Source organism: Nocardioides hankookensis, from assembly GCF_042658885.1.
Classification (GTDB): domain Bacteria; phylum Actinomycetota; class Actinomycetes; order Propionibacteriales; family Nocardioidaceae; genus Nocardioides; species Nocardioides hankookensis.
Map to the genome: position 1 here is coordinate 1,137,627 of NZ_JBHSRJ010000004.1, position 23,021 is coordinate 1,160,647.

Here is a 23,021-nt window from a genome sequence, read left to right on the forward strand (position 1 = left end):
GGGCGCCCGTAACGTGGTGGGGTGCACCGGTTCGCCAGCGTCCTCCTCGTCGACCCGCGGGGCTGGCTGCTCCTCCAGGAGCGCGACGAGCACCCGGTGATCGACCCCGAGAAGTGGGGACTCCCCGGCGGCCACGTCGAGGACGGCGAGGACCACGAGGCGGCGGCGTACCGCGAGCTCCAGGAGGAGACGGGGATCCGGCTGCCGCCGGGCTCGCTCCGGCTCTGGCGCGAGACGCAGGTCTTCCACGAGGCCTACGGCACCCTCGACACCGCGTTCGTGTACGTCGCGGGGGTCGACCTCACCGACGACGACGTCGTGCTCGGGGAGGGCCGCCAGATCGTCTTCGTCGACCCGGCCACGGCGCGCACCCTCGACCACACCGCCAGCGCCTCCGAGGTCGTCCCGGCCTTCCTGGACTCTGCGGAGTATCGCGAGATACTCGCCCGATGAGCGCCAGCCAACTCAGCGTCATCGCGGTCCCCGGCCCCGGAGCGGAGGACGTCGTCGTCGGCGGTCCCGGCCCCGACGAGGGCGCGGTCTTCACCGGCACCGAGGACGGCAGCATCTTCAGGATCAGCCACGACGGCGAGAGCATCGAGCGGATCGCGCACACCGGCGGCCGCCCGCTCGGCATCGAGATCGACCTCGACGGCCGGCTGCTGGTCTGCGACGCCCACCTCGGGGTGCTCCGCGTCGACACGCGGTCCGGCGCGGTCGAGTCGGTCGTGCACGACATCGAGAACACGCCGATGGCCTTCTGCAACAACGCCGCGATCGCCGCCGACGGCACCGTGTGGTTCAGCGACTCGTCCACGAAGTACGGCATCGAGAGGTGGAAGGACGACTTCGTCCAGGACACCCGCACCGGCCGTCTCGCGCGGCTGGGCACCGACGGGACCGTCGAGGTGGTGCTCGACGGGCTGGCCTTCGCCAACGGGGTCGCGCTGAGCGCCGACGAGTCGTACGTCGCCGTCGCGGAGACCGGCGCCCGCACCGTCGTCCGGTGGTGGCTCACCGGCCCGAAGGCCGGCACCCGGGACCTGCTGGCCTCCGACCTGCCGGGCTACCCCGACAACATCGCCCGGGGGAGCGACGGGCTGATCTGGGTCTCCATCGCCAGCCCGACCGACCCGGTCGTCGAGCGGCTCCAGCGGGCTCCGATGGCGGTCCGCAAGCTGGTCACCAAGATCCCCGAGCGGCTCCAGCCGGCGCCCAAGCACACCGTCCGCGCCCAGGCGTACGACGATGCCGGCACGCTCGTGCACGACGTGGACGTGCAGGCTGATCGAGGGGGTGCGGCCTACCACATGGTGACCGGCGTCCGGGAGCACGACGGCCGCCTCTGGCTCGGCGGCCTGCACGAGCCCGCGGTCGCCTACCTCGACCTCTGACCTCGGCGGGTTTCGAGGCTGCTCAACCACCGGCGTCGGTGGTTGAGGTGCGAGCCGCGCCAGCGGCGAGCCTCGAAACCACCTCGCCCCTGGTCGGCACGTACACTCGCCGGTTATGGGCATCCTCGAGTCGATCACCTCACCACGCGACCTCGGTGACCTCTCCGACGCCCAGCTCGACCAGCTCGCGAGCGAGATCCGCGACTTCCTGATCGCGACCTGCGCGCGGACCGGCGGCCACATCGGCCCCAACCTCGGTGTCGTCGAGCTGACCATGGCGATCCACCGCACCTTCGACTCCCCGCGCGACCGCGTCGTCTTCGACACCGGGCACCAGGCCTACGTGCACAAGCTCCTCACGGGTCGCAAGGCCGGCTTCGAGAAGCTCCGCCAGGAGGGCGGCGTCAGCGGCTACCCGAGCCAGGAGGAGTCCGACCACGACATCGTCGAGAACTCCCACGCGTCGACCGCGCTCAGCTATGCCGACGGCCTCGCCAAGGCGTTCACGATCCGCGGCGAGGACCGCCACGTGGTGGCCGTGATCGGCGACGGCGCGCTCACCGGCGGCATGGCCTGGGAGGCGCTCAACAACATCGCGATCGCCAAGGACAGCAAGCTCGTCATGGTGGTCAACGACAACGGCCGGTCCTACACGCCGACCATCGGCGGCCTCGCGACCGCGCTCACCGGCCTGCGCACCAACCCGCGCTACGAGCACGTGCTCGACCTGGTCAAGCGCCGCCTCAACGCCGTGCCCGGCGTCGGCCCCGCGACGTACGACGCCCTGCACGCCATGAAGAAGGGCGTCAAGGACGCCCTGGCACCCCAGGGGCTCTTCGAGGACCTCGGCCTCAAGTACGTCGGTCCGGTCGACGGCCACGACCGCGCGGCGGTCGAGCACGCGCTGGCCCAGGCCAAGCGGTTCAACGGCCCGGTCATCGTGCACGCACTCACCCGCAAGGGCTACGGCTACGACCCGGCCGAGCGGCACGAGGCCGACCAGTTCCACGGCCCGGGCCCCTTCGACGTGCAGACCGGCGCCGAGAAGCCCAAGGGCCGGATCTGGACCGACTACTTCTCCGACGCGATCGTCGACATCGGCCAGCGTCGTCCCGACGTCGTCGCGATCACGGCCGCGATGATGCACCCGGTCGGGCTGGACACCTTCCAGGCCCGCTTCCCCGAACGCACCTTCGACGTCGGCATCGCCGAGCAGCACGCCGCGACGTCGGCGGCCGGCCTCGCGATGGGTGGCCTGCACCCGGTCTTCGCGGTCTACGCGACCTTCCTCAACCGTGCCTTCGACCAGGTGCTGATGGACGTCGCGCTGCACAAGTGCGGCGTCACTTTCGTGCTGGACCGCTCCGGCGTCACGGGTGACGACGGCGCCAGCCACAACGGCATGTGGGACATGTCGATCCTCCAGGTCGTGCCCGGCCTGCGCCTGGCCGCCCCGCGCGACGCGAGCCGGCTCCGTGAGCTGCTCGACGAGGCGGTCGAGGTCGAGGACGCCCCGACCGTCGTCCGCTATCCGAAGGGTCCGCCGCCCGCCGACATCGAGGCGGTCGGCAAGGCCGGCGGCTGCGACGTGCTGGTCCGCAACGGCACCAAGGACGTCCTGGTGGTCGCGGTCGGCGCGATGGCGACCACCGCGGTCGGCGTCGCCGAGCGCCTGGTCGCGCAGGGCATCGGCGTCACCGTGGTCGACCCGCGGTGGGTCAAGCCGGTCGACCCGGCGATCATCGACCTGGCCCGCGAGCACCGGCTCGTGGTGAGCATCGAGGACAACGGTGAGACCGGCGGCTGCGGCGCGGTGCTGCTGCAGACCCTGAACGCCGCCGGGGTGCACACGCCGTTCCGGCTGCACGGCATCCCGCAGGAGTTCCTCGGACACGCGAAGCGCGACGCGATCCTGGAGCGGATCGGCCTCACCCCGCAGGCGATCGCGCTCGCGGTCGTCGAAGAGATGGGCATCGTCGGAGACATGACCTCGCTCCCCGAGGGTCGTTCATCCCTCGATGTCGAGCACACCCCGTAGCCTTCGGACCCTCGCGGTCCTGCTGGCGCTCTGCCTGACGGGACCCGCCCTGGTCGCCTGCTCGGGCGACGACGAGCCGGGGGAGACCACGGCCTCGGCGCCGACCGACGTCGCCGGCGAGATCGGCGACGCGCTCGACGCCCGCGCCACCGCCGTACGCCGCGGCGACCCGCGGCGGTTCACACGCACCCTCGGGGGCGGGCGGTCGTTCCGGGAGCAGCAGCAGACCTGGTACGCCAACCTCACCCAGCTCCCGCTGGAGCGGTTCCGCTACCGCTTCGACCCCGCCAGCCTGGTGCGCGACGGTGACGGCTACTGGGTCACCGTCGACGAGGTCATGCAGCTCGACGGGTACGACGCCGCGCCGGTCGTCGCGCCGGACCGGTTCCGCTTCGAGGCGGGGAGCTCCGGGCGGATGCGGCTCACCTCGGTGACCGACCAGGACTGGGAGACCGCGCACCGGATCCAGCCGCAGCCGTGGGACCTCGGCCCCGTCGACGTGCGCGCCGGTGCCGGCGTGCTCGGCGTCTTCGACGCGGGCACGGTCGACGCCGCCGGGCCGCTGCTCACCTCGATCGAGGCCGGGATCGGCGACGTCTCCGCCTGGGTGCCCTACGACTGGTCGCGCACCGTGGTCGTCTACGCGCTCTCGGAGCCCACCTTCCTGGACGGTCTGGAGGACGTGCCCGGCGACGACCCGGGCGACCTCGACGCGGTGTCGTTCCCGGTCGGCGACGGCACGCGCTTCGTCCTCAACCCGCGCGTGATCGGCGATCCCGGCCCGGACCGGGACCGGCTGGTCCGCCACGAGCTCACCCACGTCGCCGTCGGCACCCACGACGACACCGCGCCCGTCTGGCTCTCGGAGGGGCTCGCCGAGTGGGTCTCGGTGCGCCCGCTGGCGCCGGAGGACCGGCGGCTGCCCGACGCCGCCCTGACGGCGGCCGAGAACGGCGCCTCCGACCTCCCGGACGACGACACGTTCAACGACGACGACTCCCAGGCCCACTACGGCCTCTCCTGGTGGGCGGTGGAGTACGTCGCCGACTCGTACGGCGACCAGGCGCCGTGGCTGCTGCTCGACGCCCTGACGGCTCCGGGCGCCGACGTCGACGAGGTGCTGCGCGACCAGTTCGCCACCAGCACCCACGACCTGGCCGAGCAGGCCGACAAGATGATCCTCGCGACGTACGTCGGAGGCCCGCAGCAGGACCCGGACCTGGTTTCGTCACCGTCCGCGGAGGACAGTGTGGGTCCATGAACGTCCTTCGCACCAAGTCCATCGAGCAGTCCCTCGAGGACACCGACGACCCGGAGTACCAGCTCAAGAAGAAGCTGACCGCCCTCGACCTGACGGTCTTCGGCATCGGCGTGGTGATCGGCGCCGGCATCTTCACGCTGACGGGCAAGGTGGCGAACCAGTACGCCGGCCCCGGCGTGGTCTTCTCGTTCCTGCTCGCCGCGATCTGCTGCGCGCTGGCGGCGCTCTGCTACGCCGAGTTCGCCTCGACGGTGCCGGTCGCCGGGTCGGCATACACGTTCTCCTACGCGACGCTCGGCGAGATGATCGCCTGGATCATCGGGTGGGACCTGATCCTCGAGCTGATGCTCGGTGCGTCGGTGGTCGCGCAGGGCTGGAGCACCTACCTCGTGCTCTTCCTCGACGAGATCGGCATCACCTGGCCGGCGTCGATCGGGCCCGCCGACTCGGCGCACTTCGACTGGGGCCACGTGAACCTGGCCGCGGTGCTGCTGGTGGCGGTGCTGACGACGCTGATCGCCGTCGGCATCAAGGAGTCGCTGCGGGTCAACCTGGTCCTGGTCGGCATCAAGCTCTTCATCGTGCTCTTCGTGATCGTCGCGGGGCTCTTCTACGTCTCGGGCGCCAACTACCACCCCTTCATCCCGCCGGCGTCCGACCCGATCGAGACGAGCGGGCTGACCCAGCCGCTGATCCAGTGGGTGTTCGGGATCGAGCCGCAGACCTTCGGCATCCTCGGCATCATCTCGGCGGCGTCGGTGGTGTTCTTCGCCTACATCGGCTTCGACGTGGTCGCCACGACCGCGGAGGAGGCGCGCAACCCACAGAAGGACCTGCCCAAGGGCATCCTCGGCTCGCTCGCGATCTGCACCGTGCTCTACATGGCGGTCGCGCTCGTGGTGACCGGGATGGTGCCCTACGACAAGATCGACCCCGAGGCGGCGCTCGCCAGCGCCTTCACCTCCGTCGGCAAGGACGGGTTCGCGACCCTCGTCGCCGCCGGCGCGGTCGCCGGTCTGACGACCGTCGTGATGACCCTGATGATCGGCGCCGTCCGGGTGCTCTTCGCGATGAGCCGCGACGGCCTGCTGCCGCACGGCTTCGCGCGGACCAACCCGAAGACCGGTACGCCGGTCCGGATCACGCTGACGATCGGGGCGGCGGTCGCGCTGATCGCGGGCTTCACCCCGATCGACAAGCTCGAGGAGATGGTCAACATCGGCACGTTGACCGCCTTCGCGCTGGTCTCGATCGCGGTGCCGGTGCTCCGACGGACCCGGCCCGACCTGGACCGCCCGTTCCGGGTGCCGTTCAGCCCGTGGCTGCCGATCCTGGCCGCGCTGATCTGCGTCTACCTGATGGTCAACCTCAGCGTCGAGACGTGGCTGCGGTTCCTGGTCTGGATGGTGCTCGGATTCGTCATCTACTTCGCCTACGGCCACGGCCACAGCCGGGTCCGGACGGAGGAGAAGACCGCCGCCTGACCGGCGGCGGTCTCCGTGGTCAGATGACCTCAGCCCTCCTTGCGGGCGACGATCTGGCCGAGCACGCCGTACCCGACGCACAGGTGCACGAAGGAGACGACGCCGGCGACGCTGCTGCCGAAGATGCCGAACGTCGGGACCACGATCGGGCCCCAGCTCTCGGCGATCAGCGGCCAGAAGCGGGCCTTGCCGTGCCAGCGACCGGCGACGGCGATGCGGATGCCGATGAAGAACATGCCGAGCATCGACAGCGGCCAGAACATGTCGAGCAGCACCCAGCCCGTCTTGTCGAGGTCGCTGACGCCGATCCCGTCGACGACCGTCGAGCCGATCGCGAGGAAGAGCAGCACGGCCTCGAAGCGGATGAAGAACCGCGCCAGGCGGCCGTCGCCGAGTGCGTTGGTCGCGAAGAGGACGGTCAGCAGCCCCAGCAGGCCGAGCTGGAAGGTGCCGGAGGTCAGCGACGACAGCGCCTCCTCGAAGCTGCCCGACGGGTCGGACCCGAGGACCAGGCTGTCGATGCCCCAGGCGACGGCGCCGATCGTGATCAGCATGCCGCGCTTGTAGAAGGGACGGGTCGGGGTGTGGTGGGCCGCAGCCGGACGTCGTACGTCGGTGCGGGCGGGAGCGGGGGTGTGCTCGATGGTCATCGCGTTCTCCTGGGTGGGGGACGGCCTCGTCGCCGTCGATGACCGGAACTCTCCGGGGACCGGCGCCCCGGGCGGCAGGGAGCGTGGTCCCGCGTCGGGTCCTCGCCGGGTGTCCCGGGTGCGCGGGACACCGAACCCGGGACGGCGGGACGCGGCGCGCTCGATACTGCGGGGGTGACGCCTCCTTCGGACCGGGCCCCCGGTCGCGTGCCCGCCGCCGTCGTGGCGACGCTGGCGCTGCTGATGGTGGTCACCAGCCTGTGGCTCGACCTCGCCAACGACGCGGTCGACCGGGACCGGGCGACCGTGGGCTGGGGCAGCCTGTCGGCGCTGGTCGGTGCGATCGCGGTCGGTACGGCGGTCCCGGTTCTCTGGCGCTACCCGCGGCACCCGGTGGCCTGGGTGATCACGGTGACCGGGCTGTTCTGGAGCTTCGACGGTCTGTGCGAGTCCTACGCGGCGTACGGCCTGGCCCACACCGCCCAGGACGGGCAGAGCCTGCCCCTCACCGGCTTCGCGGTCTGGATCGTCGCGCAGGTCGGGGCGTTCCTGCTGGTCGGGCTGCCGCTCGTGCTCCTGCTCTACCCGACCGGCCGGCTGATGACCGGTCGCTGGCGGGTCGTCAGCATCGTGGTGGTCGCGATGGCCTGCACCCTGCCGGTGCTGCTGCTCTTCGCGCCGACCTCGGCGCTGAACGCGGAGGAGTTCCAGCTGCCGGTCGACACCGGGATGCCGCAGGTGCCGATCCCCGGCGACCTCTTCGTCCAGCTGCTGACCGTCGGGCGCTTCGTGACGCTCCTGTCGCTGCCGCTCGCGGTCGTCGTGCTCTTCGCCCGGCAGCGGCACGCCTCCGGCCGGGAGCGGATGCAGCTGCGCTGGCTGCTGTGGGCGGCGGTGATGTGCCTCGTCGTCTCCGGGATCGCGATCGTGCTGCACAACGGCTGGATCGTCACCGTCGCGCTGATGCTGGCGCTCGGCCTGACCGGCGCGTCCATCGCCATCGGCATCCTCGACCCCGAGGTCCGCGACGTCGACGCGCTGATGGGCGGCACCGTCGTGTGGGCGTCGGTCGCCGGGACGGTGATCGCACTCGACCTGGTGCTCGTCGCCACCCTCGACCGGCTCCTCGGCGACCGCCTCGACGAGCGGGACGCCACCCTGCTGCTCCTGCTCATCGCGGTCACGATCTACGCGCCGGTGCGCTCGCGCCTGACGACGGTGGTGCACCGGCTGCTCGTCGGTCGCCGCGGGGACCGCTACTCGGTCGTCACCGACCTCGCCGCCCGGCTCGAGGAGTCGGGCGACGTGCGCACCCAGCTGCCGGCGCTGGCGACCGCCGTCGCGACGGCGTTCAAGCTCACCTACGTCCGCGTCGAGGTGTTCGGCCACGGCGGCGGCACCATCGCCGCGACGTACGGCGAGCGCCCGCGCGACGTGCGTGAGGTGCCGATCCGGTACGGCGAGGAGGAGGTCGGGCTGCTGGAGCTGCCCGCCCGCGGGGTGCGGTCGATGCTGTCGAAGCGCGACCAGACGCTCCTCGTCGACATCGTGCGCCAGGCCGCGATGGCGGTCCGCAGCGCAAGGCTGGCCGACGACCTCCAGCAGTCCCGCGAGCAGCTGGTGCTCGCCCGGGAGGACGACCGGCGCCGGATCCGCCGCGACCTGCACGACGGGCTCGGCCCGGTGCTCGGTGGCGTCGCCATGCGCCTGGACGCGGCGGGCAACGCGCTCGACCGCGACCCCGAGACGACCCGGCGCCTGGTCGCGCAGTCGCGCCAGGACATCACCGACGCCCTGGCCGACGTACGCCGCCTGGTGCACGGCCTGCGGCCGCCGGCCCTCGACGACCTCGGCCTGCTCGCGGCGCTCGACCAGCAGGCCGAGCGGATGAGCAGCGCCGACCTGGCCGTCACCGTGGCCGCCGACGACCTGCCGCCGCTGTCGGCCGCGGTCGAGGTGGCGGCCTACCGGATCGCCTCGGAGGCGCTCACCAACACGGCCCGCCACGCGGGCGCCCGGCACGCCGCCGTACGCCTCACCGGCAGCCCCGGCTCGCTGCTCGTGGAGGTCGGCGACGACGGTGCCGGGATCGATCCGGACGTGGTGGCCGGCGTCGGGCTACGGTCGATCCGCGAACGCGCCGAGGAGCTGGGCGGCCGCACCGAGATCGACTGCCCACCCGACGGCGGCACCCGGGTGCGGGCCTGGCTGCCCGTCACCGTCGACCACGAGGAGATCCGATGAGCGAGCCGGTCCGCGTGCTGATCGCCGACGACCACCCGGTCTTCCGCGACGGCCTGGCCTCGCTGCTGGGCACGCAGGCCGACGTCACGGTCGTCGCCACGGCCGCCGACGGCGCCGAGGCGGTGGCGCTGGCGGCCGAGCACCGGCCCGACGTGGTCGTGATGGACCTCCAGATGCCCGAGATGAACGGCATCGACGCCACCCGGAGGCTGGCCGAGACCCAGCCCGACGTACGGGTCCTGGTCTTCACGATGGGGGAGGAGGACGGCACCGTGCTGGCCGCGATGCGGGCCGGTGCCCGCGGCTACCTGGTCAAGGGAGCCAGCCAGGAGGAGGTGGCTCGCGCGATCTCGACGGTGCACGCAGGTGGCCTGGTCTTCGGCGCCTCGCTGGCGCTGCGGATCGCGGACCTGCTGTCGGGGTCGGCCACGCCGGACCGGACGGCCTTCCCGCAGCTCACGGAGCGCGAGGTCGAGATCCTGGACCTGATCGCGGCCGGTCGGAACAACAGCCAGATCGCCTCGGCGCTCTACCTGGCGCCGAAGACGGTGCGCAACAACGTCTCCAACATCCTGGCCAAGCTCCAGGCGACCGACCGGGCCGAGGCGATCATCCGGGCCCGCGACGCCGGGCTGGGCGGCGCGTAGTCAGTCCACCCGGTGCCACCCGGCCGGCACCGGGAGGTCGTCGTTGAGGCAGTCGAGGTCCTCGCTGCCGTCGCGCTGGATCTGGGTCCAGCCGTCCTTGTCGCAGTTGTAGGGCATCGGGCGGTTGCCGAGCGGGTCCCACTGCACGCCCGGGGGCAGGGGCTCGTCGAGCCGGTAGCAGGCGTTGCCGGCGGGGGCCTCGCCGTCGGAGCACTGCCACTCGTCGCCCATCGGGTCCACGGCGTACAGGAAGCCGAGCCCGATGAGAGGGATGAGTGCGACGCCCCCGATCACCAGGAGCGGAAGGAGGAGCCGACGGCTCCACAGGCGCCAGCCCGTGGGCTCCGGCACGCCCTCGGGTCCGGGGCGGGGGTACGACGTCGTCATGCGACCTCCTTCCACGGGTCGTGGTCGGCGAGGATCCGGTCGACGCGGGCCTGGTCGATCCGGGAGACGACGTACTGGCTCTCCTGGGCGTCGCGGACGCACTTGGCGAGCGAGAAGGCGGAGGTGGTGAGAAAGAGGGTGCCGAGGGCCAGGAAGGCCTTGGGCCACGGGTCGGCGGGGAGGTAGAAGATCGCGACCAGCATGGTCAGCAGCGCGAGCCCGAAGGCCGCGGCCGACTGGGCGAAGAAGGCGGTGGTGTTCTTGGGGGCGGGTGTCTGTGAGGTCATGCGCCGAGTTTGGTCGGGGCGCTCACGACGTGGCATCGGTACCCGTACTCAGTTCCTGGGAGACTGCCAGGCGTGAGCTCGTGGACGTCTCCCGCCTCGATCGCGATCAAGGACCGGATGTTCCGCGCCCTCGCGGTGCTGCGTGTCGTCCTGCTGCTCAACACCGTCGCGCTCAACATCTACCGCGCCGACAACTTCCAACGACCGGTCGCGGGAGCGGCCTGCGTCGTTGCCATGGCCCTGTGGACCGGCTTCGCGATCTGGGCGTACTCCGACAAGCGCCGCCGCACGTTCCGCCTGCTCGCGGCCGACCTGGCGATCGCCGTGGCGATGCTGCTGGCGACACCGCTCGTGAAGGGCGACGGGTTCAACGCGAGCCTGCCCGGCTTCTGGGTGATGGGCGCGCTGTTCGCGTGGGCCGTCCACTACCGGGCGCTCGGCGGCCTGGCCGCCGGCACCGCCCTCGCGGCCGCGGACCTCTCGCAGCGCGAGGAGATCCGTCAGTCCGACTACGGCAACGCCTTCCTGCTGATCGTCGGCGGCCTGATCGTCGGCTTCATGTGCGACTCGCTGCAGCAGATGGCGACCGAGCGCGACGTCGCCGAGCGCGAGAGTGCGATGGCGGCCGAGCGTGCCCGGCTCGCCAGGGTCGTGCACGACGGGGTGCTCCAGGTGCTCGCCCTGGTGCAGCGCCGCGGCCGCGAGCTGGGTGGTGAGGCCGCGGAGCTCGGCCGGCTGGCGGGGGAGCAGGAGCGGGTGCTGCGCGAGCTGATCCGCGCCCAGGAGGCGGTGACCACCGTCCACGACGGCGGGACCGTCGACCTCGCCTCCGAGCTGGCCCAGCTCCAGCGCGGCGAGACCGTCACTGTGGCGACGCCGGGTCCAGCGGTGGAGCTGCCGGCGGCCACGGCGTACGAGATCGTGGCGGTCGCCCGCGCCTGCCTGGACAACGTCCGGCACCACGTGGGCGAGGACGCGCCGGCCTGGGTGCTGCTCCAGGCGTTCCCCGACCGCGTCGAGCTGTCGGTGCGCGACGAGGGACCTGGCATCGCGCCCGGGCGGCTCGAGGAGGCCGCCGCCCAGGGCCGGCTCGGCGTGAGCGAGTCGATCCGTGGCCGGGTCGCGGACCTGGGTGGCAGCGTCGAGCTGGTGACCGGGTCGTTCGGCACCGAGTGGGAGGTCGTGGTCCCGAGACCTGACCTAGGGTCGTCGGCATGAGCGAGGAGCAGGCGCCGATCCGGGTGATGGTGGTCGACGACCACCCGATGTGGCGCGACGCCGTCGAGCGTGACCTGGCGGCCGCCGGGCTCGACGTCGTCGCCGTGGCCGCGGACGGACGGTCGGCGCTGGCCCGCTTCCCCGCGGCGCGCCCGCAGGTGGTCGTGCTCGACCTCCAGATCCCGGCCCCCGACGGGGTCGAGGTCACCGCGGAGATGGTCCGCCAGGATCCCGACGTCCGGGTGCTGATCCTCTCCGCGTCCGGCGAGCACACCGACGTCCTCGCCGCGGTGAAGGCGGGCGCGACGGGCTACCTGGTGAAGTCGGCCTCCCGCGAGGAGCTCCTCACCGCCGTACGACGCGTCGCTGCGGGCGACCCCGTCTTCACCCCTGGCCTCGCCGGCCTGGTGCTGGGGGAGTTCCAGCGGATCTCCGACGACCCGTCGCCCGACCCCGCCGACCCGCGGCTCACCGACCGCGAGACCGAGGTGCTCAAGATGGTCGCCAAGGGGATGTCCTACCGCCAGATCGCCGATCGGCTCGTGCTGTCGCACCGCACCGTGCAGAACCACGTGCAGAACACCCTCGGCAAGCTCCAGATGCACAACCGGGTCGAGCTGACCCGTTACGCCATCGAGCGCGGTCTCGACGTCGAGTAGCCGCAGCGCCTACCCCGCCGGTCATGGAGCGGCATACGTCGTGGTCGTTCTGGCCGCCAGATCGTATGACGTTGTCGGAAGGCGTTCGCGGACTCACCTGAGCAGTGCGAGGTCGCGTCGGATGTAGCGCAGGTGCGCCCACTCCTCCTCCAGGATGACGCGGACGCAGTCACCGACGGTGGGGGTCCAGCGACCGCCCCAGGGGTCCTCGCGCTCCTCGGCGAGCAGCCCCGGTGTCGCCGTGGACAGGAAGTCGGTCACCTGCTGCTGTCGCTCGGCGCGCACCGCGAGCACCTCGTCGTACGACGGGGGCTCGGGGCGGAAGATCGACATGTCGAACCCCATCTCCTCGGCGCTGGAGAAGATCTGACCGATCTCGTGGAAGGGCTGCGGCATCCGCTGGATCGCGCCGCGGAGCCAGGCGTCGGTGGCGAGCACGAGGTGGCGGAGGGTCTGGGCGAGCGACCACTCGTCCTCGACGTGCGCGTCCACCAGCTCCGGCGGAGTGTCCGCCACCGTCGCCTCCCAGGCGGCCTGCACCGCGACCCAGGCCTCGCGCAGCCCCGCGGGCGTCTGCGCCTTCTGCAGCTCGCGTCCCGGGAACTGCCGGTTGAGCTCGGCCTCCACCAGAGGGACCACGTCGACGCCGTTGACGTAGAGGCTGCCGAAGGCCAGGTCGTGGCTGTCGATGTCGAGCCCGCCGACGCCGACGCTGCGCATCGTCACGCCGCTGAGGTCCGAGAAGCGCATGGTGGCGTCCTTGAAGCTCGCCCGCACGAACGACGCGCCCTCGAACTCCTGGGTGTCCGTATAGGTCGTCATCGCCCCATCATCACCCCGGGCACGGGGTGGGACGAGCATGTCGCGTACCCCGATGGCATCCTGGCCGCATGCAGCCCGTCCATCTGTGGATCCGCTCCGAGAGCCGCGAGACCGAGCGACGTGCGCCGGTGGTGCCGGTCGACGTGCCTCTCCTGCTGGACGCCGGGTTCGAGGTGACCGTCGAGGAGTCGCGCCAGCGGGTCTTCCCCATCGAGGAGTACGCCGCGGCCGGAGCGCTGGTCGCGGACGAGGGCTCCTGGACCTCAGCGCCCCACGACGCCTACGTGCTGGGCATCAAGGAGCTGCCCGACGCGCCGGACTCGCTGCACCACCAGCACATCTACTTCGCGCACGCGTTCAAGGGCCAGGACGACGCCCGCGAGACCCTGGAGCGGTTCCGGCGCGGCGGCGGCCGGCTCCTCGACATCGAGTACCTCGTCGACGAGAACGACCGCCGCGTGGTCGCGTTCGGCCACTGGGCCGGGTACGTCGGCGCCGCCCTCGGCGTGCTGCACCTGGCGGGCACGCTGACCGCGCCGCTCGCCCCGATGGCCAAGCACGAGCTCGACGAGGAGCTGAAGCGGGCCGGGAAGGCCGGGGTCGACCAGCTGCTGGCGCTGGTCACGGGTGCTCGCGGCCGGTCCGGCCGCGGTGCGCAGCAGGCCCTGATGACGGCCGGCCTGCCGACCACCCGGTGGGACCGCCAGGAGACGCAGGACCTGCACAAGCTCGTGCTGCTCGGCCACGACCTGCTGGTCAACTGCGTGGTCACGCGCACCCCGACGACCCCGTTCGTGGAGCGGGCGGACCTCGACCACGAACGCCGCCTCAAGGTGCTCGCGGACGTGACCTGCGACGTCACCGGCCCCACCAACATGCTCCCGGTCAACACGGAGATCACCACCTGGGAGGAGCCGGTCCGGAGGCTCCACGACGGCACGCCGGTGCCCGGGAACCCACCCCTCGAGGTCATCGCCATCGACAACCTGCCCTCGCTCCTGCCGCGCGAGGCGAGCGAGGGCTTCAGCGCCGACCTGACCCCGCACCTCCTCGGGCTGGCCGACGAGGGTGGGCCCTCGGCGCCGTGGCGCGCGGCCGGACGCGCCTTCGACGAGGCGATCGACGCGCTGGAGGAGCCGGCCTCCTGAGCCTCGCGCCGCTCAGCGGCCGTCGATCACCGCGACCGTGCAGCGCGAGATGCACACGAGCTTCTGGCCGTCGTCGACCACTCGGACCTCCCACACCTGGCTCCGCCGACCCAGCGAGATCGGCCGGGCGGTGCCGATGACCCAGCCCGAGGTCGCCGGCCGCAGGTGGTTGGCGTTGATCTCCATGCCGACGCACGCCTTGCCCGGCTCGGCGACGAAGGTGGCCGCCCAGCTGACCAGGGTCTCGGCCAGCAACACCGAGGCGCCGCCGTGCAGCAGCCCGAGCGGTTGCCGGGTCCTGCTGTCCACCGGCATCCGGGCGGTCAGGTGGTCGTCGCCGAGCTCGGTGAGCTCGATGCCGAGGCGGCCGATCACGCAGGCGGCGCTCAGCTCGTTGGCCTGGGCGAGGTCAGGAGAGGAGTGCCAGATCGTCGTCATCAGCGCACCACCTTCGAGCGCACCACGAGGCCGGGCACGAGGGCCGGCACGCGGGCGGCGTACTCGTCGTACGCCGAGCCGAACGTGCGGCGCAGGTCGCGCTCCTCGAAGTGGACGCCGAGCAGGATGTAGCCGGTCGCCGCTGCCGCGAAGAGCAGGTGCGGCGCGCTCATGTGCGGCGTCGCCCAGAACGCCACCAGCAGGCCGGTCATCAGCGGGTGCCGCACCACGGCGTAGAGGCCGCCGACCTCGAGACCGTCGCGCCCGGGTTCGCGCGGCGCCACCCAACCGGCCTGCCGGAGCCCGGTGAGCTCGAGCTGGTCGATCGCGCTCGTCGAGACGACGGCGAGCAGCCAGCCGGCGGCGTACAGCGTCCAGAGGAGGACGGCGGCCACGCCGTGCACGTCCCAGACGGTCCCGTGCCACGGCTGCCACAGGGCCAGCAGCAGCACCAGGCAGACGTCGGTCGCGAGGACGAACGTCGTGCGCTCGAGCCGCTCGGGGACCCAGCGTCGCAGCCGCGCCTTGACCGGCCGGCGTGCCATCACCGAGTGCTGGACGGCGAAGAGCAGCAGCAGTCCCAGGTCGACGGCGACGGCCGGTCCGGTCGCGATCCGCACGGGACCGTCGACGGTCCGGGGCACGACGACCCCGGCGAGGAACAGCACCGTCCACAGCATCACGGCGTTGAAGCCCAGCCAGCCGAGGGCGGAGAGGACCAGGTCTGAGGTACGTCGTCGCATGCCTGCCATCGTCACGACCGTCGAGCCGCGGCACAGCCGGGGAACTACCTCACTTGTCGGCTCATGTGTCGGCTCATGTGTCGGCCTCGGTCGCGACGAACCAGGCGGCGACCTGGGCGCGCGACCGGAAGCCGAGCTGCATCCGGATCCGCTCCAGGTGGGACTCCACGGTGCGGTCGCTGACGACCAGGCGTTCGGCGATCTCCCGGTTGGTGAGGCCGTCGGCGACCAGGGCCGCGACCTCGCGCTGACGGGTGGTGAGCCCGGTGGGTACGTCGCGGCGCACGGCCGGCAACCCGAGGAAGCGGCGTACCTCCGCCACGACCGCGCCGGCGTCGCCGATCGCGGGCAGGTGCGAGCGGCCCTCGAGCTCGACGAACCGCGCGCCGGGGATCTCCGCGGCCAGCACGCGACCCTGGGCGATCGGGGCCGCCCGGTCACCCCGCCGGTGCAGCACCAGCGTGGGTGCCTGCACCCGCGGCAGCGCCGGTCGTACGTCGAGCCCGTAGGCCAGCCGCAGCAGGTCGACCGCCGTCTCGGGCGAGGACGAGGCGCGCTGGTAGCCGGCCACCGCCTGCCGGGTGCCGGCGTCGGCCTCGGGGGCGAAGAGGTTGGTGAGCAGGTCCGACCCCAGCCCCCAGCTGGCGCCGAGCAGGCCGAGGACGTGGTGCCTGCTCTCCTCGTCGCCGATCTCCGTCCCGGTGGCCCAGCCGCCGTACAGGACCAGCCGCGAGACGGTCTCGGGGTGGTCGGCGGCCCACTGGGCGGCGACGACGGCGCCCATCGAGAAGCCGAAGAGGTCGACGTGGTCGGCGCCGACCGCGTCCAGGACGGTCGCGATCGTGTCCAGCTCGAGCTCGAGCGTGCGTGGGCCGTCGTACGGGTCGGAGAGGCCGCACCCCGGCCGGTCGTAGCGCACCAGGGTCCGCCCCTGCGCGAGCGACTCGTAGAACAGCCGGTCGGCAGGGACCGCCCACCCCAGCTCGAGGTGGCTGAGCCAGCCCGGCACCACCAGCAGGCAGGGACCGCTCCCGGTGGTCGCGTAGGCGACCCGGGTCCCGTCCGCCAGCCGCGCGGTCCCCGGCTCCTGGTGCTGTGCGCTCACCCGGCGATGCTGGCACGGCGCGCGGCATTTGTGCTGCCATGGACCATGTCGCACCACGACCTGTCCTGGTTGGCCGAGCGCAGCTACGTCAGCGACGGCGGCCTCGAGACCGACCTGATCTTCCACCACGGCGTCGACCTGCCGGAGTTCGCGTCGTTCCCGCTGGTCGAGGACGACCGCGGCCGGGCGCTGCTGCGCGACTACTACGACGGGTACGCCGCGGTCGCCCGACGAGCCGGCGCCGGCCTCACCCTGGAGTCGCCGACCTGGCGCGCGAACCCCGACCGCGGTGCCGACGTCGGCTACGACCGGGCGGCGCTCGACCGGGTCAACCGGGCCAGCGTCGCGTTCCTGCACGAGCTCCGGGACTCGTACGGCGACCTCGACGACGTCCGGGTGATCGGCGCGATCGGGCCACGCGGCGACGGGTACGTCGCGGGGGAGCGGGCCGACCCCGACGAGGCGGCCGACTACCACCGCGGCCAGGTCGAGGCGTTCGCGGACGCCGGTGCCGACGTCGTGGCGGCGTACACGCTGACCGGCCCGGAGGAGGGCATCGGCATCGCCCGGGTGGCGCGCACCGCTGGCGTGCCGGTCTGGGTCGGGTTCACCGTCGAGACAGACGGCCGGCTGCCCGACGGCACGACCCTCGCCGACGCCGTGGCCCTGGTCGAGGAGCACGAGGCGGCCGACGGCTACATCGTCAACTGCGCCCACCCGACCCACATCGTCCTGGGACTCGACGCCGGCGACTGGCTGGGCCGGATCGTCCAGGTCAACCCCAACGCCTCGACCCAGAGCCACGCCGAGCTGGACGCCGCCGAGGAGCTCGACGAGGGCGACCTGGCGCTGCTCGCCGCGTCGTACGACGCGCTGCGCCCGCTGCTGCCGGGGCTCCGCGTCGTGGGCGGCTGCTGCGGCACCGACGCGCGGCACGTCGCCGCGCTCTGGGGAGTCTGAGCTCGCTAGACGACGCGCACCGGCGTACGACGGGTCGTGAACGCCCAGACCCGGTCGGCCAGCTCGCGGCTGAGCCGCAGGCAGCCGTGCGACTGCGACAGGTCGGTGCCGAGGATCCAGTAGGGGTGGATCTGGCGGCCGGTCGACTTGTAGAGCGGGATCCGGTGGAAGCCGATGCCGCACGGCGCGAAGCGCACGAAGTCGTCGAGCCACAGCCGGCCGCTGTAGTCCTGGTTGCGGCGGATCCGGCCCGCGCGGCCGCAGTAGGAGCCGGTGGCGTGCGAGCCGCGGTGGAGCACCCGGGTGTTGTCGACCATGCCGCCCTGGGCGACGACGGCACCCTGCGGGCCGACGAGCCACACCCAGTTCTGCTGCTGCGAGACCACGATCCGGCGCCCGGACCCGGAGCCCTTCGGCACCGGTCGCTCGTCGCAGCGCGGTGCGTCCTCGTCGTTCAGGCGGATCCGGGTACGCCGGTCGAGCCTGCCGCTCTGCCGGATCCCGACCCTGGACTGGAACCTGATGGTCGCCGCGCGGGTGTGCTGGTCCACGGTGCCGTCGGCCCGGCCTGCGTCGCAGCCGAGCACGTTGAGCCGGTGCTGGGCCTTCGTGACCGACGTCGGCTCGGTCCCGTGGGCGGACGACGTCGGCGCGAGGGCGGCAGCGGCCACCACGCCGATGATGACGGTCCTCAGTGCGTGCACCGATCCATCCTCCCCTACGGTGTCCCCAACCAGGGTTTCGGGCTGAGGGAGGTGCCGGAGATGCAGGGTGCGTCCGAGAGCCCCGATCCGTGGCTCCTCACGTTGCAGCACTCGCCGATCGGGATGGCGATGGTCGGCCTCGACGGCCGGCTGCTGATGGTCAACCCGGCGATGTCGGAGATGCTCGGCTACGACGTCGAGCAGCTGACCCAGCGCGGCTTCCAGGAGCTCACGCACCCGGACGACCTGGACGCCGACCTGGCGCTCTTCGAGCAGACCCTCGCAGGCGACATCGACTCCTACCGGCTGCGCAAGCGCTACCTCCACGCCGACGGCCACGTCGTGTGGGGGGACCTGTCCGTCGCGCTGGTCCGCGGACCCGAGGGCGACCCGCTGCACTTCATCTCCCAGGTCCTCGACATCACGGCCGCCGAGCGCGAGCGCCAGTCGCTCGAGGCCATCTTCGAGACCGTGACCGTCGGCCTGCTGCTCATCGGCCCGGACGGCCGCTACGAGCGGATGAACTGCCGGCACCAGGAGACGATGCAGCTGCCGTTCCCCGACGGCCACGAGGGCGAGGCCGGCCAGCTCGGCCACGTCTTCCACCTCGACGGCCACCGCCGCATGGAGCGGGAGGACATGCCGTCGTACCGCGCCACCGCGGGCGAGGAGTTCGACGACTACACCTACTGGGTGGGTGACGACCCGGCGACCCGGCGGGCGTTCTCGACCTCGGCGCGCCAGGTGCGCGGGCCCTCCGGCGAGCCGCTCGGCGCGGCGCTCGCCTACCAGGACATCACCGACCTGATGCGCGCGATGAAGGTCAAGGACGAGTTCGTGTCGTCGGTGTCGCACGAGCTGCGGACGCCCCTCACGTCGGTCCTCGGCTACCTCGAGCTGCTCCACGACAACGGCACCCTCGCCGACGACGCGCGCGCCCAGGTCCAGGTCGTGCGCCGCAACGCCCTGCGGCTCCAGGCGCTCGTCTCCGACCTGCTCCAGGTCGGCCAGGTGCAGGAGGGCAGACTCCGGCTCCAGTACGCCGAGGCCGACCTGACCGCCGTCGTGCAGGACGCCGCCGAGGCCTCGCGGTCCCTCGCGTCCCGGCACGGCGTCGAGATCGGCGTCGAGGCACCGGACCGGGTGGTCGCCCGGGTCGACGAGCAGCGCGTGCGTCAGGTGCTCGACAACCTGCTGTCCAACGCGGTCAAGTACACCGGCACCGAGGGCGAGGTCTCGGTCGTGCTCCGCGAGGAGCCGGACTCGGTCGTGATCGAGGTGAGCGACACGGGCATCGGGATCCCCGCCGACGAGGTCGACCAGGTCTTCGGGCGGTTCTTCCGCGGCAGCGGCGCGCTCGAGCAGCACATCCCCGGCACCGGCCTCGGGCTCGACATCGTCAGCTCGATCGTGGCCGCCCACGGCGGTGAGCTCTCGCTGGAGAGCGAGGTCGGGCGCGGGAGCACGTTCCGGGTCTGCCTCCCGCGGGGTCCGGCCTGACCACTCGGCGTTCTTCCATGCGTGCGACAGCCGGTGAGCCTTCTCACCCAGCGGCGCGGAATCGTGACGCGGCTCTGGCGGCTGGGACGGAGGACACCGTTCCCGACCCGCGAGGAGCTCTCCGCATGGCCGACCTGTCCGACACCCTGACCGCCGGAGCCTGGACGCTGCCCAACCGCATCGTCATGGCTCCGCTCACCCGCAACCGGTCGCGCGGCACCGTGCCCGGAGACCTCGCGGTCGAGTACTACGCCCAGCGCGCCTCCGCCGGCCTGATCATCACCGAGGGCAGCCAGCCGAGCGCACGCGGCCAGGGCTACCTGGACACGCCCGGATTCCACTCGCCCGAGCAGCTCGCCGGGTGGCGCCGGGTGGCCGACGCGGTGCACGCCAACGGCGGTCGCATCGTCGCCCAGCTCATGCACGCCGGACGGATCTCCCACCCCGACAACACCGGTGGCCAGGAGATCATCGCGCCGAGCGCGCTCGCCGCCCCCGGCAAGATGGTGACGCCCAGCGGCCAGCAGGACTTCCCGACGCCCCGGGCGATCGAGACCGACGAGATCGCCGCCGTGGTCGAGGAGTACGTCGTGGCCGCCCGCAACGCCGTCGAGGCCGGCCTGGACGGCGTCGAGGTGCACGGGGCCAACGGCTACCTGATCCACCAGTTCCTCGCGCCGGGCTCCAACCAGCGCACCGACCAGTACGGCGGATCTCCCGAGAACCGCGCCCGCTTCGCGGTCGAGGTGACCCGCGCGGTCGCCGAGGCCGTCGGCGCCGACCGGGTCGGACTGCGGATCTCGCCGGCCCACAACATCCAGGGTGCGACCGAGGACGACCCGGCCGACGTGGAGGCGACGTACGCCGCCTTCATCGAGGGGATCGCGGACCTGGGTCTCGCCTACCTCAGCGTCCTCGCCCAGCCGCGTCTCGACCTGGTGCAGCGGCTCCGCAAGGACTTCGGGGGCGTGCTGATCGCCAACGACGGCTTCGGGGTCGTGACCACCCGCGCGATGGCGCAGGCGCTGCTCGACGAGGACGTCGCGGACGCCGTCGCCATCGGCAGGCTCTTCCTCGCCAACCCGGACCTGCCGAAGCGCTGGGAGACCGGCGCCGAGCTCAACGAGCCGAACCCCGACACCTTCTACGGCGGCGGCGCCGAGGGCTACACGGACTACCCCTTCATGGACGACTGATCCTGGACGACTGAGCCGGAGACGACAAAGCGGGCACCGGGAGTGGTCCCGGTGCCCGCCTCGTGTCGGCCGTCAGTGGAACTGGCCGAGGCCCTCGCGCTCGAGGAGCATCGTCAGGCCGCCGTTCCAGAACGAGAAGCCGGCGCCGGTGATCATCGCCAGGTCCAGGTCCTCGGCCGCGACGACGACGCCCTCGTCGAGCATCCGGCGGGCCTCGTCGGCCAGACCGGTGAGCACGCGGGTGCGCACCTCGGCGGGCTCGAGCACCACGGGGTCGGACGGCGTCTCCAGGAGCGCCTCGACCTCGGGGTCGATGCTGCCGTCGGCGCCGTAGTACGACGTCTTCCGCGCCGCCACCACGCGCTCCAGCGCGGGGGAGACGTAGAAGCGGTCGGGGAACGCCCCGTGCAGCGTCTCGTTGTTGTGCAACGCGATCGCCGGACCCACGAGCGAGAGCAGCATGAACGGCGGCATCGGGGCCACGCCCGCGAACGCCGAGTCGGCCACCGGCACCGGGGTGCCCTCGTCGACGATCCGGCCGACCTCGCCCATGAAGCGGCCGAGCAGCCGGTTGACGATGAAGGACGGGCTGTCGTTGACCAGGATGGTGGTCTTCTTCAGCGCCTTGCCGGTGCCGAACGCCGTCGCCAGCGTCGCGTCGTCGGTCCGCTCGCCCTTGACGATCTCGAGCAGCGGCATCACCGCGACCGGGTTGAAGAAGTGGAAGCCCACGACCCGCTCCGGGTGCTCGAGGTCGGCCGCCATCTCGGTGATCGACAGCGACGACGTGTTCGTCGCGAGGACGCACTCGGCGGAGACGACCTTCTCGACGTCGGCGAAGACCGACTTCTTGACCGACATCTCCTCGAAGACGGCCTCGATCACGAAGTCCGCGTCGCCGAAGACCTCGGCCTTGTCGATCGCCCCGCTGACCAGCGCCTTGTGGCGGTTGGCCTTGTCGTGGTTGATGCGGCCCTTCGCGAGCAGCTTGTCGATCTCGGCGTGCACGTAGCCCACGCCCTTGTCGACCCGCTCCTGGTCGAGGTCGGTCAGCACGACCGGCACCTCGAGGCGGCGTACGAAGAGCAGCGCCAGCTGCGAGGCCATCAGACCGGCGCCGACGATGCCGACCTTCGTGACGGGCCGCGCCAGCGACCGGTCCGGCGCGCCGGCGGGACGCTTGGCCCGCTTCTGCACCAGGTCGAAGGCGTAGAGCGACGCGATCAGCTCCGGGGTGTGCGACATCGCCTCGAGGGCGTCGTCCTCACGTGCGAAGCCGGCGTCGCGGTCGCCGTCGCGGGCGGCGTCGATCAGCTCGACGGCCTTCAGGGCGGCCGGGCTGGCGCCACCGGTCCGGGCCGCCACGACGCCGCGGGCGCGCTCGACCGCCGCGTCCCACGCCGCACCCCGGTCGACCTCCGCGCGCTCGACGACGATCTCGCCGCGCAGCACCGCGTCGGCCCAGAGCAACGACTGCTCCAGGTAGTCAGCACCGGAGAAGACCGCGTCGGCCAGGCCGAGCTCGTACGCCGCGGCGCCGCCGAGCGTCTTGCCGTTGTTGAGCGGGTTCTCGAGCAAGACCGTCACCGCCGCATCGGCGCCGAGCAGGTTGGGCACCAGGAACGCGCCGCCCCAGCCGGGCACCAGGCCGAGCATGACCTCGGGGAGGCCGAGCGCCGGGGCGCTGTCCATCACGGTGCGGTAGGTGCAGTGCAGCGCGACCTCGAGGCCACCGCCGAGGGCGAGGCCGTTGATGAAGCCGAAGGACGGCTTGCCGCCCTCGCCGAGCTTGCGGAAGACCGCGTGCCCGAGCTCGGCCACCACGCGTACGGCGTCGGGCCCGCCGCCCTGGATGGAGGTGAGGTCGGCGCCGGCGGCCAGGATGAACGGCTTGCCGGTGACGCCGACGGCGGTGATCGCGTCGTCCGCCAGCGCGGCATCGATCGCCTCGTTGAGGGCGAGCAGCGAGCGCGGGCCGAACGTGTTCGGCTTGGTGTGGTCCTCGCCGTTGTCGAGGGTGATCAGGCCGAGGACGGCGCCGCTGGGCAGGGTCACCTTCCGCAGGTGGGCGGCGGTGACGCGCTCGGCGTCGGAGGAGATCTCCTGGGCGCGGGTCAGCAGGTTCTCGATCGCCAT

General features: G+C 72.3%; 22 protein-coding genes. 13 read left to right on the forward strand and 9 right to left on the reverse strand.

Going from position 1 to position 23,021, the window contains the following annotated elements; genetic code table 11:
* Positions 1-21 precede the first annotated feature (21 nt).
* The 5 genes from ACFPYL_RS11905 (at position 22) to ACFPYL_RS11925 (ending at position 6,177) form a co-directional block, all read left to right on the forward strand.
* On the forward strand, positions 22-453 hold the full coding sequence (locus ACFPYL_RS11905; protein ID WP_379154140.1) for an NUDIX domain-containing protein: 432 nt from the start codon (positions 22-24) through the stop codon (positions 451-453).
* The gene (locus tag ACFPYL_RS11910; RefSeq protein WP_379154142.1) at positions 450-1,394 is read left to right on the forward strand and encodes an SMP-30/gluconolactonase/LRE family protein; all 945 of its coding nucleotides are present in this window, start codon (positions 450-452) and stop codon (positions 1,392-1,394) included. Before ACFPYL_RS11905 ends, ACFPYL_RS11910 begins: the two co-directional genes overlap by 4 nt.
* A gap of 115 nt (positions 1,395-1,509) precedes the next feature.
* Positions 1,510-3,432 carry a 1-deoxy-D-xylulose-5-phosphate synthase gene (gene dxs, locus ACFPYL_RS11915; RefSeq protein WP_379154144.1) on the forward strand — a complete coding sequence of 641 codons (1,923 nt, stop codon included), beginning with the start codon at positions 1,510-1,512 and terminating at the stop codon, positions 3,430-3,432.
* Entirely contained in the window at positions 3,413-4,693 is a 1,281-nt protein-coding gene (locus ACFPYL_RS11920) for a hypothetical protein (protein WP_379154146.1), read from the forward strand. Before dxs ends, ACFPYL_RS11920 begins: the two co-directional genes overlap by 20 nt.
* Positions 4,690-6,177: an amino acid permease gene (locus ACFPYL_RS11925; RefSeq protein WP_379154148.1), complete on the forward strand. Its 1,488-nt coding sequence runs from the start codon at positions 4,690-4,692 to the stop codon at positions 6,175-6,177. The genes ACFPYL_RS11920 and ACFPYL_RS11925 overlap by 4 nt, the downstream gene beginning before the upstream one ends.
* Before the next feature lie 29 nt (positions 6,178-6,206).
* Here ACFPYL_RS11925 and ACFPYL_RS11930 read toward each other — a convergent pair whose 3' ends face one another.
* A complete protein-coding gene (locus ACFPYL_RS11930; RefSeq protein WP_379154150.1) occupies positions 6,207-6,827 on the reverse strand; it encodes a hypothetical protein in 621 nt (206 codons plus the stop codon).
* Positions 6,828-7,001: 174 nt separating this feature from the next.
* On the opposite strand from ACFPYL_RS11930, the gene ACFPYL_RS11935 reads away from it, so the two are divergent.
* Together ACFPYL_RS11935 and ACFPYL_RS11940 are read left to right on the forward strand one after the other, a co-directional pair.
* Positions 7,002-9,071 (forward strand): sensor histidine kinase, encoded by a 2,070-nt coding sequence (locus tag ACFPYL_RS11935; protein WP_379154152.1) that lies wholly within the window; start codon positions 7,002-7,004, stop codon positions 9,069-9,071.
* Complete coding sequence (locus ACFPYL_RS11940; RefSeq protein WP_379154154.1) at positions 9,068-9,718, forward strand: response regulator; 651 nt, start codon at positions 9,068-9,070, stop codon at positions 9,716-9,718. The genes ACFPYL_RS11935 and ACFPYL_RS11940 overlap by 4 nt, the downstream gene beginning before the upstream one ends.
* On the opposite strand, the gene ACFPYL_RS11945 is transcribed toward ACFPYL_RS11940, so the two are convergent.
* Both ACFPYL_RS11945 and ACFPYL_RS11950 read right to left on the reverse strand, forming a co-directional pair.
* Entirely contained in the window at positions 9,719-10,105 is a 387-nt protein-coding gene (locus tag ACFPYL_RS11945; protein WP_379154156.1) for a hypothetical protein, read from the reverse strand.
* Complete coding sequence (locus ACFPYL_RS11950) at positions 10,102-10,392, reverse strand: YiaA/YiaB family inner membrane protein (protein WP_379154158.1); 291 nt, start codon at positions 10,390-10,392, stop codon at positions 10,102-10,104. Before ACFPYL_RS11950 ends, ACFPYL_RS11945 begins: the two co-directional genes overlap by 4 nt.
* A 72-nt stretch (positions 10,393-10,464) precedes the next feature.
* Between ACFPYL_RS11950 and macS the strand changes: the two genes are divergently transcribed.
* Positions 10,465-11,610 carry a MacS family sensor histidine kinase gene (macS, locus tag ACFPYL_RS11955; protein ID WP_379154160.1) on the forward strand — a complete coding sequence of 382 codons (1,146 nt, stop codon included), beginning with the start codon at positions 10,465-10,467 and terminating at the stop codon, positions 11,608-11,610.
* Positions 11,607-12,269 (forward strand): response regulator transcription factor, encoded by a 663-nt coding sequence (locus ACFPYL_RS11960; protein ID WP_379154162.1) that lies wholly within the window; start codon positions 11,607-11,609, stop codon positions 12,267-12,269. Before macS ends, ACFPYL_RS11960 begins: the two co-directional genes overlap by 4 nt.
* A gap of 93 nt (positions 12,270-12,362) precedes the next feature.
* Here the strand turns inward: ACFPYL_RS11960 and ACFPYL_RS11965 are convergent, their stop codons facing one another.
* Entirely contained in the window at positions 12,363-13,091 is a 729-nt protein-coding gene (locus ACFPYL_RS11965) for a DinB family protein (protein WP_379154164.1), read from the reverse strand.
* A gap of 68 nt (positions 13,092-13,159) precedes the next feature.
* Here ACFPYL_RS11965 and ACFPYL_RS11970 point away from each other — a divergent pair, with 68 nt between their 5' ends.
* A complete protein-coding gene (locus tag ACFPYL_RS11970) occupies positions 13,160-14,239 on the forward strand; it encodes a saccharopine dehydrogenase (protein ID WP_379154166.1) in 1,080 nt (359 codons plus the stop codon).
* A gap of 12 nt (positions 14,240-14,251) precedes the next feature.
* Here the strand turns inward: ACFPYL_RS11970 and ACFPYL_RS11975 are convergent, their stop codons facing one another.
* The 3 genes from ACFPYL_RS11975 to ACFPYL_RS11985 form a co-directional block, all read right to left on the reverse strand.
* Positions 14,252-14,677 (reverse strand): hotdog fold thioesterase, encoded by a 426-nt coding sequence (locus ACFPYL_RS11975; RefSeq protein WP_379154168.1) that lies wholly within the window; start codon positions 14,675-14,677, stop codon positions 14,252-14,254.
* Positions 14,677-15,420 (reverse strand): methyltransferase family protein, encoded by a 744-nt coding sequence (locus ACFPYL_RS11980; protein ID WP_379154170.1) that lies wholly within the window; start codon positions 15,418-15,420, stop codon positions 14,677-14,679. The genes ACFPYL_RS11975 and ACFPYL_RS11980 overlap by 1 nt, the downstream gene beginning before the upstream one ends.
* A 73-nt stretch (positions 15,421-15,493) precedes the next feature.
* Positions 15,494-16,525, reverse strand: a complete 1,032-nt coding sequence (locus ACFPYL_RS11985; RefSeq protein WP_379154172.1) for an alpha/beta fold hydrolase — start codon at positions 16,523-16,525, stop codon at positions 15,494-15,496.
* Positions 16,526-16,570: 45 nt separating this feature from the next.
* Between ACFPYL_RS11985 and ACFPYL_RS11990 the strand changes: the two genes are divergently transcribed.
* The gene (locus ACFPYL_RS11990; protein WP_379154174.1) at positions 16,571-17,485 is read left to right on the forward strand and encodes a homocysteine S-methyltransferase family protein; all 915 of its coding nucleotides are present in this window, start codon (positions 16,571-16,573) and stop codon (positions 17,483-17,485) included.
* 5 nt (positions 17,486-17,490) lie between these two features.
* Here the strand turns inward: ACFPYL_RS11990 and ACFPYL_RS11995 are convergent, their stop codons facing one another.
* A complete protein-coding gene (locus tag ACFPYL_RS11995; protein ID WP_379154176.1) occupies positions 17,491-18,189 on the reverse strand; it encodes a L,D-transpeptidase family protein in 699 nt (232 codons plus the stop codon).
* 60 nt (positions 18,190-18,249) lie between these two features.
* Here ACFPYL_RS11995 and ACFPYL_RS12000 point away from each other — a divergent pair, with 60 nt between their 5' ends.
* On the forward strand, positions 18,250-19,689 hold the full coding sequence (locus tag ACFPYL_RS12000; RefSeq protein ID WP_379154178.1) for an ATP-binding protein: 1,440 nt from the start codon (positions 18,250-18,252) through the stop codon (positions 19,687-19,689).
* A gap of 125 nt (positions 19,690-19,814) precedes the next feature.
* Positions 19,815-20,885, forward strand: a complete 1,071-nt coding sequence (locus tag ACFPYL_RS12005) for an alkene reductase (protein WP_379154180.1) — start codon at positions 19,815-19,817, stop codon at positions 20,883-20,885.
* Between the two features lie 72 nt (positions 20,886-20,957).
* Here the strand turns inward: ACFPYL_RS12005 and ACFPYL_RS12010 are convergent, their stop codons facing one another.
* A complete protein-coding gene (locus tag ACFPYL_RS12010; RefSeq protein WP_379154182.1) occupies positions 20,958-23,021 on the reverse strand; it encodes a 3-hydroxyacyl-CoA dehydrogenase NAD-binding domain-containing protein in 2,064 nt (687 codons plus the stop codon).

Coding starts and splice junctions, on each gene's coding strand:
- ACFPYL_RS11950 (WP_379154158.1), bottom strand. CDS start 10,392: ATGACCTCACAGACACCCGCCCCCAAGAACACCACCGCCTTCTTCGCC.
- dxs (WP_379154144.1), top strand. CDS start 1,510: ATGGGCATCCTCGAGTCGATCACCTCACCACGCGACCTCGGTGACCTC.
- ACFPYL_RS11975 (WP_379154168.1), bottom strand. CDS start 14,677: ATGACGACGATCTGGCACTCCTCTCCTGACCTCGCCCAGGCCAACGAG.
- ACFPYL_RS12010 (WP_379154182.1), bottom strand. CDS start 23,021: ATGGCGATCGAGAACCTGCTGACCCGCGCCCAGGAGATCTCCTCCGAC.
- ACFPYL_RS11970 (WP_379154166.1), top strand. CDS start 13,160: ATGCAGCCCGTCCATCTGTGGATCCGCTCCGAGAGCCGCGAGACCGAG.
- ACFPYL_RS12000 (WP_379154178.1), top strand. CDS start 18,250: ATGCAGGGTGCGTCCGAGAGCCCCGATCCGTGGCTCCTCACGTTGCAG.
- ACFPYL_RS11910 (WP_379154142.1), top strand. CDS start 450: ATGAGCGCCAGCCAACTCAGCGTCATCGCGGTCCCCGGCCCCGGAGCG.
- ACFPYL_RS11920 (WP_379154146.1), top strand. CDS start 3,413: ATGTCGAGCACACCCCGTAGCCTTCGGACCCTCGCGGTCCTGCTGGCG.
- ACFPYL_RS11980 (WP_379154170.1), bottom strand. CDS start 15,420: ATGCGACGACGTACCTCAGACCTGGTCCTCTCCGCCCTCGGCTGGCTG.
- ACFPYL_RS12005 (WP_379154180.1), top strand. CDS start 19,815: ATGGCCGACCTGTCCGACACCCTGACCGCCGGAGCCTGGACGCTGCCC.
- ACFPYL_RS11930 (WP_379154150.1), bottom strand. CDS start 6,827: ATGACCATCGAGCACACCCCCGCTCCCGCCCGCACCGACGTACGACGT.
- ACFPYL_RS11925 (WP_379154148.1), top strand. CDS start 4,690: ATGAACGTCCTTCGCACCAAGTCCATCGAGCAGTCCCTCGAGGACACC.
- ACFPYL_RS11965 (WP_379154164.1), bottom strand. CDS start 13,091: ATGACGACCTATACGGACACCCAGGAGTTCGAGGGCGCGTCGTTCGTG.
- ACFPYL_RS11990 (WP_379154174.1), top strand. CDS start 16,571: ATGTCGCACCACGACCTGTCCTGGTTGGCCGAGCGCAGCTACGTCAGC.
- ACFPYL_RS11945 (WP_379154156.1), bottom strand. CDS start 10,105: ATGACGACGTCGTACCCCCGCCCCGGACCCGAGGGCGTGCCGGAGCCC.
- ACFPYL_RS11940 (WP_379154154.1), top strand. CDS start 9,068: ATGAGCGAGCCGGTCCGCGTGCTGATCGCCGACGACCACCCGGTCTTC.
- ACFPYL_RS11960 (WP_379154162.1), top strand. CDS start 11,607: ATGAGCGAGGAGCAGGCGCCGATCCGGGTGATGGTGGTCGACGACCAC.